Origin of the sequence: Sulfitobacter sp. F26204 (genome assembly GCF_026410305.1) — a bacterium.
Taxonomy (GTDB): domain Bacteria; phylum Pseudomonadota; class Alphaproteobacteria; order Rhodobacterales; family Rhodobacteraceae; genus Sulfitobacter.
The window spans coordinates 459,410-473,900 of record NZ_JAPMLQ010000002.1 but is presented as its reverse complement, the minus strand read 5'-3'; the positions used below and the strand labels follow the sequence as shown (position 1 = coordinate 473,900).

The 14,491-nt window shown below is 56.2% G+C and carries 17 protein-coding genes; 8 read left to right on the top strand and 9 right to left on the bottom strand.

What is annotated here, in order from left to right; genetic code table 11:
- Positions 1-75: 75 nt before the first annotated feature.
- From OS190_RS06260 to thyX, 4 genes are all read right to left on the bottom strand, one after another.
- Positions 76-375, bottom strand: coding sequence for a hypothetical protein (locus OS190_RS06260; protein WP_267157802.1), 300 nt, complete (start codon positions 373-375; stop codon positions 76-78).
- A gap of 89 nt (positions 376-464) precedes the next feature.
- Positions 465-1,646: a cytochrome P450 gene (locus OS190_RS06255; protein ID WP_267157801.1), complete on the bottom strand. Its 1,182-nt coding sequence runs from the start codon at positions 1,644-1,646 to the stop codon at positions 465-467.
- A 338-nt stretch (positions 1,647-1,984) separates the two neighbouring features.
- Positions 1,985-3,124 carry an FRG domain-containing protein gene (locus tag OS190_RS06250; protein ID WP_267157800.1) on the bottom strand — a complete coding sequence of 380 codons (1,140 nt, stop codon included), beginning with the start codon at positions 3,122-3,124 and terminating at the stop codon, positions 1,985-1,987.
- Positions 3,094-3,999 (bottom strand): FAD-dependent thymidylate synthase, encoded by a 906-nt coding sequence (gene thyX, locus OS190_RS06245; protein WP_267157799.1) that lies wholly within the window; start codon positions 3,997-3,999, stop codon positions 3,094-3,096. The genes OS190_RS06250 and thyX overlap by 31 nt, the downstream gene beginning before the upstream one ends.
- Before the next feature lie 196 nt (positions 4,000-4,195).
- Between thyX and OS190_RS06240 the strand changes: the two genes are divergently transcribed.
- From OS190_RS06240 to OS190_RS06220, 5 genes are all read left to right on the top strand, one after another.
- Entirely contained in the window at positions 4,196-5,248 is a 1,053-nt protein-coding gene (locus OS190_RS06240) for a hypothetical protein (protein ID WP_267157798.1), read from the top strand.
- The gene (locus tag OS190_RS06235; protein WP_267157797.1) at positions 5,248-6,630 is read left to right on the top strand and encodes a tetratricopeptide repeat protein; all 1,383 of its coding nucleotides are present in this window, start codon (positions 5,248-5,250) and stop codon (positions 6,628-6,630) included. Before OS190_RS06240 ends, OS190_RS06235 begins: the two co-directional genes overlap by 1 nt.
- 79 nt (positions 6,631-6,709) lie before the next feature.
- Positions 6,710-7,144 (top strand): VOC family protein, encoded by a 435-nt coding sequence (locus OS190_RS06230; RefSeq protein ID WP_267157796.1) that lies wholly within the window; start codon positions 6,710-6,712, stop codon positions 7,142-7,144.
- Between the two features lie 88 nt (positions 7,145-7,232).
- Positions 7,233-7,979, top strand: a complete 747-nt coding sequence (locus OS190_RS06225; RefSeq protein ID WP_416237375.1) for a DUF1194 domain-containing protein — start codon at positions 7,233-7,235, stop codon at positions 7,977-7,979.
- Positions 7,976-8,686, top strand: a complete 711-nt coding sequence (locus OS190_RS06220) for a DUF1194 domain-containing protein (RefSeq protein WP_267157795.1) — start codon at positions 7,976-7,978, stop codon at positions 8,684-8,686. The genes OS190_RS06225 and OS190_RS06220 overlap by 4 nt, the downstream gene beginning before the upstream one ends.
- Positions 8,687-8,764: 78 nt before the next feature.
- Here the strand turns inward: OS190_RS06220 and OS190_RS06215 are convergent, their stop codons facing one another.
- The 3 genes from OS190_RS06215 to OS190_RS06205 all read right to left on the bottom strand — a co-directional run bounded on the left by OS190_RS06215 (position 8,765) and on the right by OS190_RS06205 (position 10,006).
- Complete coding sequence (locus OS190_RS06215) at positions 8,765-9,265, bottom strand: MarR family winged helix-turn-helix transcriptional regulator (protein WP_267157794.1); 501 nt, start codon at positions 9,263-9,265, stop codon at positions 8,765-8,767.
- Between the two features lie 83 nt (positions 9,266-9,348).
- A complete protein-coding gene (locus OS190_RS06210) occupies positions 9,349-9,615 on the bottom strand; it encodes an FAD assembly factor SdhE (protein WP_267157793.1) in 267 nt (88 codons plus the stop codon).
- A complete protein-coding gene (locus OS190_RS06205; protein ID WP_267157792.1) occupies positions 9,608-10,006 on the bottom strand; it encodes a helix-turn-helix domain-containing protein in 399 nt (132 codons plus the stop codon). The genes OS190_RS06210 and OS190_RS06205 overlap by 8 nt, the downstream gene beginning before the upstream one ends.
- Before the next feature lie 98 nt (positions 10,007-10,104).
- On the opposite strand from OS190_RS06205, the gene OS190_RS06200 reads away from it, so the two are divergent.
- Together OS190_RS06200 and OS190_RS06195 are read left to right on the top strand one after the other, a co-directional pair.
- Positions 10,105-11,307: a pyridoxal phosphate-dependent aminotransferase gene (locus OS190_RS06200; protein WP_267157791.1), complete on the top strand. Its 1,203-nt coding sequence runs from the start codon at positions 10,105-10,107 to the stop codon at positions 11,305-11,307.
- Between the two features lie 12 nt (positions 11,308-11,319).
- A complete protein-coding gene (locus tag OS190_RS06195) occupies positions 11,320-11,724 on the top strand; it encodes a hypothetical protein (RefSeq protein ID WP_267157790.1) in 405 nt (134 codons plus the stop codon).
- A 4-nt stretch (positions 11,725-11,728) separates the two neighbouring features.
- Here the strand turns inward: OS190_RS06195 and OS190_RS06190 are convergent, their stop codons facing one another.
- Both OS190_RS06190 and OS190_RS06185 read right to left on the bottom strand, forming a co-directional pair.
- The gene (locus OS190_RS06190) at positions 11,729-13,099 is read right to left on the bottom strand and encodes an MATE family efflux transporter (protein WP_267157789.1); all 1,371 of its coding nucleotides are present in this window, start codon (positions 13,097-13,099) and stop codon (positions 11,729-11,731) included.
- A gap of 42 nt (positions 13,100-13,141) precedes the next feature.
- On the bottom strand, positions 13,142-13,531 hold the full coding sequence (locus tag OS190_RS06185; RefSeq protein WP_267157788.1) for a DUF4260 domain-containing protein: 390 nt from the start codon (positions 13,529-13,531) through the stop codon (positions 13,142-13,144).
- Positions 13,532-13,638: 107 nt separating this feature from the next.
- On the opposite strand from OS190_RS06185, the gene OS190_RS06180 reads away from it, so the two are divergent.
- A complete protein-coding gene (locus tag OS190_RS06180) occupies positions 13,639-14,484 on the top strand; it encodes a LysR family transcriptional regulator (RefSeq protein WP_267157787.1) in 846 nt (281 codons plus the stop codon).
- The last annotated feature ends 7 nt before the right edge of the window (positions 14,485-14,491 follow it).

Genomic DNA, 14,491 nt, shown 5'->3' with positions numbered 1-14,491 from the left:
GACAGGTGCCACCCTGCGCCGGGCGCTGAACCGACAGATTTTGCCGATTCAACCCGGTTCCGAGGGCCATAAATATCAGTAGCTTGAGCAACCCTTTGTGCCTGCCGGGCAGGTTGGCCGGGCGGAACGCACCTTGCGCACTACCTTGCGATATTTCTTTTTCGCGACCGGATGCGCCATCGCCTGGCTATAGCTCATGCTTTGGTTAGGCTGACCGCAACAGATCACCCCGCCCAGCTGCACTGGCTGATAACCGGCGGGGCAATAATTTGCACCGTTATAAGGATAAATTTTAGGCTGTGCCGCAACTTGCGCGGGCATCAGTGTGGCCAACATCAGGCCGACGCCTGCGAGTGCTGAGGTTGTGAGACGCATGAGGTTCCCTCGTTTTATTGTATTTACCGCAATTTTTGTTGCCGTAACTTTGCCGCGATGAATTGCCCAAGTCCAGCCTTTTCTTGGACTTAGAGGCTTGCCGGCAACGACGTGTAGCCGTGAAACCTGATCCGTCCACCAGATATACGCCTGTCGGATAGGGTGTAGCCAGGATAGCGGCGCAGGAAGCGTTCAATGGCGATGCGCCCCTCCATCCGGGCAAGGGTCAGCCCGACACAGACATGCGGACCACCCGCAAAGGCAAGATGCCGGTTGGGGTGGCGCGTGATGTCGAATTCTGTCGGATCGTCAAAGACATCCGGGTCGCGGTTGGCCGCACCGATGCAAAGATGCAGGTTGGTGTGGGGCGGGATCTCATGACCGCGAAATGTCACGGTGGCGGTGGTTTCCCGATTGCCGAACTGATTGGGCGCGCGCAGACGCAGCACCTCTTCCACCGTCGTGTCGATCAGGGTTAAGTCATTCTGCAGCAAAGCTTTTTGATCGGGATGATCGTGCAAAAGGGCAAGGCCGTTGCCGATGAGGTTGGTGGTGGTTTCATGGCCGGCGTTGAGAATGAAAATGCAATTGTGCAGCAATTCGGTTTCGGTGAGTTGGCCGTTGGAATCCCCATTGATCAACCGCGTGAGGACGTCGGTTTCCGGATCGCCCGGATCAACGCGGCGGCGGGCGATAAGGTCTTGTAAGTAGACTTTGAATTCCTCAACGGCGGTGTGACCCTTGGCCAGTTGCGCGTCCGTGAGCGTGGGTTCCAGTGCGCCCAGAATGGCGAGGGACCAATCGCGCAGGGGGGCGCGTTCGGCCATGGGAATATCAAGGAGGTTACCGATGATCTGGATGGGGATTGTGGAGGCAAAGTCCTCAATAAGATCAGGGGCTTGAGGCATGTCATCAAGCAGTCTGTCCACTGTAGCAATCAGGCCGGGTTCCATGCGGGCCAAGGCGCGGGGCGTGAGGGCCGCCGTCATGATGCGGCGCACGCGGGTGTGCAGCGGCGGGTCGTTGAAAACAAGGCTGGTCGTGTGATGCTCATAAAGCGGGGTGCCTTTGCCGAACTTCGGCGCAAAGGCTTGTTTTTTATCGGAAATATAGGTGGTCGTGTCGCGGTAGATCGCGTTCAGATCGGCGTGTCTGGTGATGAGGAAAGAGCCGTCAGGCTGCGGCGTGACGGGGCTATTTTGCAGCAAATCATCGTAGTGCGGAAAGGGGTTTTCGATGAAACCGGCGGGGGGATTGGCGAGGTCAAACATGCAGTGAGTTTGGGGGTTTTAGAGGGGGGTGTCTAGCGTACACCCCCTGTGCACCCCCCGTACACCCCCCGGTGCATGCGCGTTTTTGGTGGTTTTTGGCTTGGGGGCGATTTTGACCTACTAGATGTGGTGTTTGGCTGGGCGTGGCTTTGCAGCAAAGGGCAGCGCTTGGACCTCGGGGTGGGTGCGAAGCGCCCTCCCCATGGGGGAGGTCCGGGCGCTGTCCGGCGGTGCCGGACGTGTTTGAGAGGCAGGTGGGCATCTCATCAACTATTATCAAGGCAACAGGTCTCGATAAATATGGGCTTAATCCAATCTAATTTTGGTCAAGCGAACTATCAAAAATTCCTACTTCTTAACTCCGCACAAGAACTATCAATTCCCGGAAACAGAGTCCCATAAGTTATCCCCATAAGTCGGAGTTCTCTCAAAGCATTTTCTCTCTCAAAATATGGAATATCAAATGCTCTGAGCAACTTGATCCCAGAGGATTTTTCCAGCCAAAAGATGTGACGTTCTACATCTCGCACATTAGTCAACGTCAAGATACCTTGCTGCGGAGCCATCCGGGGGTTCTCGATTGCCAACGATTCTAGTTTGGATATGTGCTGGATCGAATAGGTCAGAAAGAATGATGACCTGAATTTTTCAAGTGCTGTTTGATCAAGTGCCAATATTCTAACTGGCCGATTAGCTTCAGCCTCTGGCCGAAACTGTTTCTCGAAAGCAAACCACGCGGCCACATACGGAGACCAACTCCAATCAATTAATGGTGTTGGATATCCATGATGTTGAGCAAGCGCAGTAATTGCTCCGAGTTCATCTGCACGATCCAGATTAAAAATATGGTTGGTGTGGGAAGTGACAGCGCGATGGATTTCTTGTAGGTCATATCCAAGGAAGCGATGTAAGCAGCTTCTGTTCGTTCTGTGAAACGAGGACTGCAAAGACCAAGGTAGGGCTTGGCCGCGAAACAAGTATTGGTACGGTTCGTAGGCGGTGACCACGCTCTTGAAGTCAGTCCAGCTTATATTTTCTGCTTCCATATCTGAAAATTCCGGAGGCTCGGATTTTTCAAGGTCTACTTTGACAAACGTTCCATCTACAAATGTCACATTTAGTCTAAGAGAGTTCTCGTCCAATTGGGGATCAGAAAAGGCGATTCTGATCTCATCAGGAAAGGAGAATCCAGGAAACTTCGCAGCGAGGTCTACTTGCCGCTGATCTATGATAGCACCAATCAACGGATCAAAATACGCAACTTGGTAGGTAGTTTCTCTTCCATCGAATGTTTCAGATTCATCAATCTGAATCGATGCCCCGATAGGCAAGCCCTCTGGGTAATAATACAAGAAACCGTATAACTGACCTTTTGGGACACTGTCTAAATTCAGTACAATTCGCCCCGATACCTGCGCCTGAACAGTACCTATCCATTGGCCCGCCTTCACCCAATCACACCCATAAACTCCCGCCATTCCCCCTTGCTCATCCCAGACGTCTCCTGCGTCACCTCCTCACCCTTCAACATCCGGCGGACACAATCCAAAGCCTTGCCGGACATCGTGGCACCGCCCAGGCGGTAGTCCTCAAACGCGCCATAGGCCGCGGGCACCCAGTCGGCGACGACCTTGCAGATCGCGTCGGCGTAAACCCTTATTTCATATTGTGCGTGTTTATCTGCCCGCAGGCGCAGAAAATGAAACAGGTTATGGAGGTCCACTTTCCAATACCATTGGGTATAGATGTTCGCAGGCAGGTTCATGCGGGCGAGTTCGCGGGCAAGGCCGTCTTGCCCGTCCTGCGAGATCATGGATTCGTAATTATCATAGGCCCGCGTCGAGTCTGACTTCAGGATTTCCAGAACTCTCGCCGCTTCCTCGCCCTCCAGCACGCCGCCCCTGCCCTGATTGTTCACGACGGATTGCGCGTTGATATGTTCCGGCGCGGGGATGTAGAATTCGCGGTCAAGGATCGAATAGCGGGCAGAGTATTCGTTGACGTTGGCAGTGCGGTGGCGAATCCACTGGCGCGCGACAAAGACCGGCAGTTTGACGTGCAGCTTGATCTCGCACATCTCGAAGGGGGTCGAATGCCAGTGCCGCATGAGGTAACGGATCAGCCCCTCGTCGTTCTGCACCGATTTGGTGCCCTTGCCGTAAGATACGCGGGCCGCCTGACAGATGGCAGAATCGTCGCCCATATAGTCGATGACGCGGATGAAACCGTGATCGAGCACATCATAGGCCTTGTAAAGATGCGCCTCCATCCCCGGTACGGTGGCACGCAGGGTTGGCATGGTGTGCAAGCGCAGTTCGTCGATTTCGGCTTGTTGTTCGAGGCTGAGGGGCATTGGGGCGTCCTTGGAAAGCGGCTAAGATTCGTCGGCTACTATATCTGGGCGCAGGCAAAGCAGGAACAGCGATATGAGGTATTGTGTCGAGAGAACCCTAAATCAACTATTTTGGCTTTAATGCCTGCCGCACCGTTGACAAGGAGGACCGGTTCTTGGGATTGTCCAACGAATTCTTCTGGGTAGGCTGGGATACATGAAAATCAATATCGCGGGGCTGATGCTTTGCACGTTTCTTGTCGGGTGTGGTGGCGAAGCGCCCTTTGGCCAAGATGCAACCGATCCGGATTCCGGTTCAGACGGCGGCGATGGCGGGATCGTAAGCGACCGCGTGGTGCCACCGGGCACCGTTTCTCCAAAGCCGAATGACTCGATCTTTCGCAAGGAGCCGAAGGACGGTGACTCCGGTGACGGGTTTGCCGAGGGCATTCGCTATATCGCGGAAAACGATACATTCTATGTCGACAACCTGCCCTTTGATGGCAGCGACGACACGCCATATGTGCGCGGCGTCGCTGTCGGCAGTCTGGGGGACTATGCGGTTTATGAAGCGGTCGACCAATATCCTGACACGCAGACCGCCGCACCGATCAACCAGTTCACCCATCGCGCCATCTATGGCGTGAGCCGGACAGGCAATACCGAATTCGCGATTGTGCGCACAGGTGCCTATGTCCAATATGGTTTCGGTGGTTTTGTTTACCAGCGCAACGGATCGGTTCAGATGCCGACCTCTGGCCAGGGGCTTTACAATGGCAAGGGGGCGGGTCTGCGCGACTACAACAGCACCGGATTGCTGGAATATACGACATCCAGCGTACAGATCGTGATTGATTTTGACGATTTCAATGCCGAAACCGGCCGCTATGAAGGTGCCGTTGACGGATTTGTCTTTGACCGGCGGGTTTTTGATCTGAGCGGGAACGAGATCACCGGTGATATTGCGGAGCGGATCGGTGAAGCAAACAACGCCGATCTTGGCGGGCGGTTGCCCACCATCCGTTTCTTCATCACGCAGGATTCGCTTGACGCAAATGGTGAGCTGACGGGTGAAGTCTTCTCGACCTTTGGCAGCCTTGCGGGGCAAGCGGTGAACTACGAAGAAGGCAAATACTACGGTGTGCTTGCCGGTGACAATGGCGAAGAGCTTGTTGGCGTGATTGTAGCTGAAACCGGGATTGACCCCGCCTCGCCCGATGGGGTGCGCGACACCACCGGCTTTACGATCTATCGCGAAGCGCGTGAGTAATGCACCCTGCCCTCAGGCGACTGATTGCCGGTGCTGCAGTGTCGGTCTGCTGCTGCACCTTCGCGGTACAGGCCCAGACTGCCCTGACTGCTGATGAACTGCGTCAGGCGGCTATGGTCGCTTTGGGCGGTGGTGATGCACAGACCGCACGGCGCTTTGCCGAAGCTTTGCTGACAAGGGACGGCGAGGACCGGAATGCCTATCTGATACTTGCCCGCGCCGCGCGGGATCTGGGGGATATGCCCCCTGCCCGCGCAGCGGCACGCAAAGCCTGGGATCTGTCCAACACCGATGCGCAACGATATTCCGCAGCACTGATCACAGCACAGGTTTTATCTTCCGAAGGCAAACGCACACGGGCGCAACTGTGGCTGCGTCGCGCCGCGCAGCATGCTCCCAATGATGCTTTGCGCGCGCGTGCTGAACGCGATTTCAGATATGTCAAACAGCAGAATCCCTGGCAGACCGACGTTACATTTACCTTTGCACCCAACTCCAACATCAACAACGGATCGGCGCGAGATCGGTCTCGGTTGAACTATGCTATTTCGGAACTTCTGTTCGGCGAGTCGATTGAATTCTCACTAAATGATGAAGCGCAAGCAATTGCCGGGCTTGAAGTTGGCGGTGCGCTGCGCACGCGCTACCGGTTTCACCAGACTCCGGATACTGCCCATGATGTAAAATTCGCCCTTTCCTATCGGACCTTTGCCATCACTGATGATCTGGGTTCTTCCGCTATTTCGGGGTCGGACTTTGCCTTTGGGGCAGCCTCTTTGGGATACGGGTTTCGCACCTTCAACATGGCGCGCAAAGGTGAGTTTGCGGCTGATGTCGAAGCGGGTCAAACCTGGTATGGTGGGGCGAGATATGCCAGTTTCCTGCGCGGACAGGCGCAACAGACCCTCGCGACCGGTGCCCGACAGAAAATGCGGTTCGGTGTGGAAGTAGAACGCCAATGGGGCCAAAGCACGCCGGATCGCGACCTATTTGGTCTATCCAGCAGCGTCACCCATGGGTTTGCATCAGGGAACAGTGGCTTTGCGGGGCTTTACCTGACCGCAACACAATCGGATGACGCGACCATTGAATATACAGAGGTGCTTTTGCGCACTGGTTTTTCGTTGAAGAAACCGGTCATGGGGGCAGCGGTACAATTCGGTCTGGGCGCAAGCTGGCGCGATTATGACGTATCGCGCGATTCCCGCGACGGTCGGCAGGACCGTCGGATATTTGCAGATGTAACCGCCACCTTCACAGACATCGACTATTACGGGTTCAATCCATCGCTGACACTGTCCGCGTCGCGTACCGACAGCAATATCGGGCTGTATGATGTAAACCGTGTTGGCCTGAACATCGGAATCAAATCAGCCTTCTAGGGTCAACTTGTTGCGAGCCACTGGCCACGACAGATGGCTATGCTAGGATCATGGGTAACCGGATCTTAGGAGTACCCCGATGCCAATAAAATTTCTGCACACGATGGTGCGCGTCAAAGACCTTGATGCTTCGATCGCCTTTTACAAACTCTTGGGCCTGATCGAACGGCGGCGCATTGACCATGACGGCGGACGCTTCACCCTGGTTTTTCTTTGCCCCCCCGGGATGGAAGGTGGCCATGCCGATATTGAACTGACCTACAACTGGGACGGTGATGACGACCTGCCTTCGGACAGTCGCCACTTTGGCCATCTGGCCTATTCGGTCGAAAATATTTACAAGACATGCCAGCATCTTATGGACAACGGTGTTGTGATGAACCGCCCGCCCCGCGATGGGCGCATGGCCTTTGTGCGCAGCCCAGACAACATTTCTGTCGAACTGTTGCAGGAGGGGGATCCACTTGAGGTGGCAGAACCATGGGCCAGTATGGAGAACATCGGACATTGGTAAAAACGTGCCATTGCAGGCGCAGCGCCGGTGCCATTGTCCGGGATTGAAGCGGGAAGCTTCTGGCGGCCCTGAGCAGGCGGGAGGCGGCATGAAAATGATCTGGCGCGATAGAAGCAGGGAGCGGGCGCTCTCTGGGGCGGCGCTTTTTGCAATGTTCATTGCCCTGCCCGGCATTGCTGATGCCGACTGTCGGCTGGCGCTGTTACTGGCTCTGGATGTGTCCAGTTCGGTTGATCCGGAGGAGGATACGCTGCAGCGTGGCGGTGTCGTTGCGGCGCTTACCGCCCCCGAAGTTGTCGCAGCATTTTTCGCAACTGATCAACCGGTTGCGCTGGCGGTTTATGAATGGTCGGGCCGCTATCAGCAGGATGTTTTGCTGGACTGGACCACGATTGACAGCCGCCGCGCCTTGGTTGTGGCGGCCGAAACGATTGCCGGATCAACCCGCAAGCATGCCGATTATCCGACCGCCATGGGATATGCGCTCGGCTATGGTGCACGGATGTTTGAAAGAGCCCCGCAATGCACCAGACAAACACTGGATATGGCAGGGGACGGGCAGAACAACGAAGGATTTGGTCCGCAACAGGCCTACCGCGCCTTTCCTTTTGAGGGTGTGACCGTGAATGGTTTGGTGGTGAACGCCGCTGATTTCGAAGGGGAACTGGGCTTGATCCCTTTTTATCACGCCGAAGTTTTGCATGGGCCGGGGGCATTTATTGAGATAGCCAATGGTTTTGCTGATTATGAACGGGCCATGCGGCGCAAGCTGGAACGCGAGCTGTCGCCGGCGATGATCGGGCAATTCGAGGCGCGGCAGGGATCGCAAGGATGATCCGGGCTGTTGCCATCGCCGCGATTTTGGCCATGCCATGCGCAGCGGCAGAGGCGGCCTGCCGTCAGGCGCTGGCACTGGGGCTGGATGTCTCCGGCTCAGTCGACGCCCGCGAATACCGGTTGCAGATGGCTGGTCTTGCGACAGCACTTGATCACCCTGAAGTACGCAAAAAGATACTGGCAATGCCTGACGCCCCCCTACGCATGATGGTCTATGAATGGTCCGGTGTCGCCGATCAAATGATTGTCCTTCCCTGGACAACCATTGATGACCCTGCAGCCCTTGACCGGATCATTGCCACCCTGCGTGCGACAACACGGCGTGATGCCAGTCCCGGCACTGCCCTGGGCGTCGCGATGAACGAAGGGGCACGTCACCTGCGCAGTCAGACGGACTGTTGGAAACGGACATTGGATCTGTCAGGTGACGGTAAATCCAACCTCGGGCCGCGTCCGCGTGACATTGGTCAACGCCTTGCGAAAAGTGGCCTCACGATAAATGCACTGGTGATTGGCGTCGATGATCCCCAACTCGGAGATATACGTCAGGCCGAAATTGCCGAATTGTCGGCATATTTTCAGGCCGAGGTGATTTTGGGGCCCGATGCATTTGTGCAGACTGCCATGGGGTTTAACGATTATAGCCGCGCCATGACGGAAAAACTGATCCGGGAATTGGACGGATTGGTGCTTTCACGACTTTGACGACGCATTTCCGGATAAAGAACTGACCAATGTGCAGGTCGCATTCCGCGTTCAAAGATATGTTCATTCGTAGCCTGTCTAATAAATATACCGGATCTGATCGGTCCAATACCGTTCCATCCGTTTAAGAGAGCCTGTGATGTCGGCGACACCATCAACACCCAGCACACCCTTGTCTTTCAGGGCATCCGCATGGCGGGCAAAAAGGTCCGAGACCACGTCGCGGATATTTCGGCCCTTTTCCGTGAGGCGCACGCGCACCGACCTGCGGTCGATCTCGCAACGCTGGTGGTGCATATACCCCATTTCGACCAGTTTCTTGAGATTATAGCTGACGTTGCTTCCCTGATAATAGCCGCGGCTTTTCAATTCGCCTGCGGTCACTTCGTTGTCACCAATGTTAAAAAGCAAAAGCGCCTGCACCGCGTTGATTTCCAACACGCCGACCCGTTCGAATTCATCCTTGATCACGTCCAACAACAGACGGTGCAACCGTTCAACCAATGACAGGGCTTCGAGATAGCCGATCATGAAGTCCTTGTTTCGGACGCCCTGCCCAATTGTGTCTTGAATGCTCATGCGAGGTCTCCGACTCATCTAATGAGCCTGAACCTGAAGAACAAAACAGAATATTTCGTTAAACCCTCCCGATCTACCGGGGGTCACTTCACAGGTGGAAAATCCGCAGCAATATCAGCCATCAAGGCGGCAAAACGATCCGGCGCTGTCTGCTGACCCGTGATCCACTGATACAGGTCATGGTCGTTTTCATCCAACATCACCGCATAAAGATCGAGGGCTGCATCGTCCATCTGTGCCAGATGCCTGTCCGCATAGGATTTCAGGATCAGGTCCATTTCCTTGATTCCGCGACGGATCGAACGCATGTAAAGGCGTTTGATCTTATGTTCGCGCAGTTCTTCAGACATGCCGGGGGGCCTCGGTCGCCAGACGCAGGCGTTTCTCAAGGCGTCCCATCTTTTCAACATTTTTTAACATTTCAGCGCGCAATACACGCATATCCGACAGGATCGCCTGCATGTCCTCGCTCACACCCTGGGCATCCTGTGGCGGGTCAAGACCTTCTCCCTCACCGTTGATCAACCACATCATCGAGACATTCAGCAGTCCCGCCAACATGGACAGCCGGTTTGCACGCGGCTCTGAACGGTCTTCTTCCCAGGCGCGCAGGGTCGACAGTTGCACGCCCAGTCTTTTGGCCAGCACGCCCTGTGTCATGCCTGCTGTTTCGCGCGCAGCGGCCACGCGGTCACCAAAGGTTGCTGCATCAGGGCTGTACCAGTCGGTTTCGTCTGTCATTGCACTCTCTCTCCTTTTGGATGCGCCGCTATAGGCTTGCCCGACGCAGGGACGGACCGTATGAGTATGCACGAACTCATAACGCTCCGAGGCCCAAAATGGAACTGCTGTCCGCGACTCTCGCTCGTGTCAAACCGTCACCAACCATCGCCGTATCCAACAAGGCCGCAGAAATGAAGGCGGCAGGGCAGGATATAATCGGTCTCGGCGCAGGCGAGCCGGATTTTGACACCCCGCAGAACATCAAGGATGCCGGTATCGCAGCCATCACCGAAGGGCGCACGAAATATACCAATGTCGACGGGATACTTGAACTGAAGCAGGCGATTTGCGCCAAGTTCAAACGCGACAACAAACTGGCCTATGTACCCTCACAGGTCAGCGTCGGCACGGGCGGCAAGCAAATCCTGTTCAATGCGCTGGTCGCCACCCTGAACGAAGGCGATGAAGTGATCATTCCGGCACCCTATTGGGTCAGCTACCCTGATATGGTGTTGCTGGCCGGGGGCACGCCGGTCATTGCCGAGGCCTCCTTGCAGACTGGGTTCAAGCTGACCGCCGACCAGCTGGAAGCGGCAATCACGGACAAGACGAAATGGCTGATCTTCAATTCGCCGTCCAATCCGACGGGGGCCGGATATACTTGGGATGAGTTGAAACAACTGACCGATGTGCTGATGCGTCATCCTCATGTCTGGGTGCTGACCGACGATATGTACGAACATCTGGTCTATGATGATTTCGAATTCTGCACCCCTGCTGAAGTCGAACCGCGCCTGTATGATCGCACGTTGACCATGAATGGCGTCAGCAAGGCCTATGCGATGACTGGCTGGCGGATTGGTTATGCGGCAGGACCGGAAAAGTTGATTGGCGCGATGCGCAAGGTGCAATCGCAATCAACATCAAACCCTTGCTCCATCAGTCAATGGGCGGCTGTTGAGGCGCTGAACGGGCCACAGGATTTCATCGCCGCCAACAACAAGATGTTTGCGCGACGTCGCGATCTGGTGGTCGAGATGCTGAACGCCGCCGAAGGCATCCGGTGCCCGGTTCCCGACGGCGCATTTTATGTTTATCCCTCTATCGCGGGATGTATTGGCAAGACTTCGGCGGCTGGGACCAGGATCACCGATGACGAAGTATTCGCCACCGCCTTGCTGGAGGAGACAGGTGTTGCGGTGGTATTTGGGGCCGCTTTCGGGCTTTCCCCAAACTTTAGGGTGAGTTACGCTACGTCAGATGCCGCCCTGAAGGAGGCGTGCGAGAGAATTCAGTCATTCTGTGCCGGTTTGACATAATAAGGAACGATCATGTCCGCAGAACTGCCTGAATATTACTTCCGGGTGCGCGAGAATGGCGCGGCGGTGTTTCGTGTCGATACGGAAAACCGCCAGCGCCGGATCGAGATGGACCAGATTGCGGTGGTCAACATCAAGAACGGCGAAATCAAGCCGCATGGCGATCGCACCCTGTCCGAAGAGGACCGCGCCACCATCCAGGACTGGATGGAAGAGCGCATGCGAGTGCTTGCCCATCGCGACATAGACGATATCTATCGTGCGGTGGATTATATGAACCTGACCACGCAATGGGCCCAATCCAAAGCCAGTGACGCGCAATTGGAGGCGGTGACAGATCAGTTGTTGCTGGCGATGCACGACCTGCGCAGTACATTGGTGCGCAAGAAAGCCGACAGGCTGTTGAAAAAGAAATGACCTGTCAGCTTTGCTGCTGCAGCCGCTGCATCCCGGGCATTGTCACACGCCAGAACCGCAAATTCAGCAATACAGCAGCCACGCCCAACCCGATTACCAAACCGGCCCAGACGCCGATGCCGTCCCAGCCCAGCACAAAGCCCAGCAAGTAGGAGCATGGGACTCCAACAACCCAATAGCTGAACGCGGCCATCCACATGGGCACCGTTGTATCCTGCACCCCACGCAACAACCCCAGGGCAATGACCTGTGTGCCATCCATCAATTGAAACAGTGCAGCAGCGGCCAGAAGGCCGACGCCAACAGCAAGAATTTCAGCGCGCGCAGGTTCATCATTCTGCATGAAAAGGAGGATCAGCGGTTCTGGCCAGATCACAAAGATACAAATGGTGACAGCGGCAAACACGATTGACATTGCTGTCACGATCAATGCCCCACGTGCCATATGCGGCGCGTCACGACGCCCCAGCGCATTGCCTGCACGGATCGTTGCCACATTGCTGAACCCCAGATGCACCATGAAGGTCATCGACGCCAACTGCATCACAATCCCATGCGCCGCCAGCGGGATTGTGCCCAGCCAGCCCATCATCACTGCCGATGCGGCAAACAACCCTACTTCGCTAAGGGTGGTCAGGCCGATTGGAAGGCCCAGTCGGAACACCCGCGCCAGCATTTGCCAATCCGCCCGCCAGAAACGGACAAACAACTGGTGTTGCGGCACGACAATCAGGATGTAAAGGATTACCCCCACCAGCGAGACGATTTGCGTGCTGAGCGAGGCAAGGGCGGCACCGACAACGCCCAGTTCCGGCGCGCCCCAATTGCCGAAGATGAAGGCATAATTGGCCAGCGCATTCACCGCTGCAGCCAGTAGCGTGATCCACAAAACCACCTGCGTCCGTTCAAGCGCTGCCAGATAGGATTTCAGCACCATCACCAGAAGCGCCGGCAATATGCCCCAGCCCGCAACCGACAGATAGGATGCGGCCTGTTGTGCAACCGCTTCGCCCTGCCCCAAAAGCCGCAAGACGGGTTGCGCAAACAACAACAATGGCAGCGCAATAGCGCCAAATGCCAGCGACAACCACAAACCCATGCGCGTGGTGCGACGGATGGCGACTTCGTCTTCTTCGGCGGCAAAGGCGGCGACCATGGGCATCACCGCAAAAGCAAAGCCGGATCCGAAAATGAACAGCACGAAAAAATAGGTGCCCGCCAGCGTCACCGCCGCCAGGCCTTCGATGGAATACCAGCCCACCATGACCGTATCGGTCACGGTAATCGCAATCTGCGCCAGATGCCCCCCGATCAAGGGGAGGCCAAGGGTCAGAATGGCGCGAACATGGCTGCTTTTGGTCATGGGAATACTCATGCTTCAGCCTTACGCCGGGAAGATGCAGAGGAAAAGAGGGGATCAGACCCGTCCGAGATGGGTTTGTTTGAATCCCGAGCCATATTTCAAACCATACCCAAGCGCACGGTCAAAGCCGATGTGGGCGATCCAGACCAAAGCAACGGGAGCAAGCCACAAAGTTTGTGCTATCATCGATATGCCCAACAAGACGATCGGCCCAATATAGCTGTGAAACAGATTATAGCAGAATGCACCGTACCGGTTGCCTGCGAAATAGGCCATCATGGCCAGATCCGGTGCAAAGAAGAGCACTGCGCACAGCACCCAGGATGCGGAGGTCTGGGAAAACGCTGCCAGTGCCGCGAATGCAATGACCAGCCCCTCTGCTCTTAGCGTCAGGGCAATGGGACCGGTTTGATGGGGTGTCAGGGTCGAGAGTGATGCCGTCATGTGACTGTCCTTTTTGCACTTACGGGGCATCTTTGCAAAGCCATCGGTCGAATGAAATTGTCTATTTGAGTTCAGTCAGCTAACATATTTTGATGAGCGTACCTGCGATGGATCATATCCCCGCCTTTCACGCTGTGATGCGTCACGGCTCTCTCAGCGCGGCGGCACGTGCGCTGAGGCTGGCCCAGCCCACGGTGCGCCGCCATATCGAAGCCCTCGAATCCGACATCGGCGCGGCACTTTTTACGCGCGCCGCCAATGGGTTGACCCCGACAGAGCTGGCACAAACCCTGTACCCGATGGCGCAAGCCGTGCTGGAACAGGCTGCCGCAATGCATCGCGCGGCGACCACCACCGCCGATACCCTGGGCGGCGTTGTACGTATCACCACCAGCCGCATCGTTGCCACCCATGTCCTGCCACCCGTACTGGCCACCCTGCGCACGCGCACGCCCGGTTTGAGATTTGAAATTGCCGCAACCGATCAGGCGGAAAACCTGGCCCAGCGTGCCGCCGACATTGCCATCCGGTTTACGCCGCCGCGCCAACAGATGATGGTAGCCCAATCCCTGTCCCCGGTTGACATCGGCCTGTTTGCCGCGCCGGGCTTCCCCGCGCCGCAAACAGTGGAAGAGATCACCACCATCCCCTTTATCGCCGACGACCGCGAGGATCTGATCCTGCCAGGATTGATCGCGGCCGGGGTGGCGCCGCCTGGCTGCCTCGTGGTGCGCTGTGACGATCCTCTGGCGCAGATCGCACATATTGTGGAGGGTCTGGGTGTTGGCGTTTGCCAGGCCAAACTGGCTGCGCGACTGGGGTTGGTGCGGGTGTTGCCCGAAATATCATACAAGATGCCGATTTGGCTGGTGGTCCACGAAGATCAGGCCCATGTGGCGCGTATCAGACGGGTATTTGACCACCTGAAAACCCACCTGCCAGCCGTGATGTAGGCGAAAG

Excerpts from the sequence above, each read along its gene's own strand:
- OS190_RS06205 (WP_267157792.1), bottom strand. The coding sequence starts at position 10,006 with ATGACAGACGAAACCGACTGGTACAGCCCTGATGCAGCAACCTTTGGT.
- OS190_RS06235 (WP_267157797.1), top strand. The coding sequence starts at position 5,248 with ATGCACCCTGCCCTCAGGCGACTGATTGCCGGTGCTGCAGTGTCGGTC.
- thyX (WP_267157799.1), bottom strand. The coding sequence starts at position 3,999 with ATGCCCCTCAGCCTCGAACAACAAGCCGAAATCGACGAACTGCGCTTG.
- OS190_RS06180 (WP_267157787.1), top strand. The coding sequence starts at position 13,639 with ATGGATCATATCCCCGCCTTTCACGCTGTGATGCGTCACGGCTCTCTC.
- OS190_RS06250 (WP_267157800.1), bottom strand. The coding sequence starts at position 3,124 with ATGGCGGGAGTTTATGGGTGTGATTGGGTGAAGGCGGGCCAATGGATA.
- OS190_RS06230 (WP_267157796.1), top strand. The coding sequence starts at position 6,710 with ATGCCAATAAAATTTCTGCACACGATGGTGCGCGTCAAAGACCTTGAT.
- OS190_RS06220 (WP_267157795.1), top strand. The coding sequence starts at position 7,976 with ATGATCCGGGCTGTTGCCATCGCCGCGATTTTGGCCATGCCATGCGCA.
- OS190_RS06215 (WP_267157794.1), bottom strand. The coding sequence starts at position 9,265 with ATGAGCATTCAAGACACAATTGGGCAGGGCGTCCGAAACAAGGACTTC.
- OS190_RS06240 (WP_267157798.1), top strand. The coding sequence starts at position 4,196 with ATGAAAATCAATATCGCGGGGCTGATGCTTTGCACGTTTCTTGTCGGG.
- OS190_RS06185 (WP_267157788.1), bottom strand. The coding sequence starts at position 13,531 with ATGACGGCATCACTCTCGACCCTGACACCCCATCAAACCGGTCCCATT.
- OS190_RS06260 (WP_267157802.1), bottom strand. The coding sequence starts at position 375 with ATGCGTCTCACAACCTCAGCACTCGCAGGCGTCGGCCTGATGTTGGCC.
- OS190_RS06200 (WP_267157791.1), top strand. The coding sequence starts at position 10,105 with ATGGAACTGCTGTCCGCGACTCTCGCTCGTGTCAAACCGTCACCAACC.
- OS190_RS06190 (WP_267157789.1), bottom strand. The coding sequence starts at position 13,099 with ATGAGTATTCCCATGACCAAAAGCAGCCATGTTCGCGCCATTCTGACC.
- OS190_RS06255 (WP_267157801.1), bottom strand. The coding sequence starts at position 1,646 with ATGTTTGACCTCGCCAATCCCCCCGCCGGTTTCATCGAAAACCCCTTT.
- OS190_RS06225 (WP_416237375.1), top strand. The coding sequence starts at position 7,233 with ATGAAAATGATCTGGCGCGATAGAAGCAGGGAGCGGGCGCTCTCTGGG.
- OS190_RS06195 (WP_267157790.1), top strand. The coding sequence starts at position 11,320 with ATGTCCGCAGAACTGCCTGAATATTACTTCCGGGTGCGCGAGAATGGC.
- OS190_RS06210 (WP_267157793.1), bottom strand. The coding sequence starts at position 9,615 with ATGTCTGAAGAACTGCGCGAACATAAGATCAAACGCCTTTACATGCGT.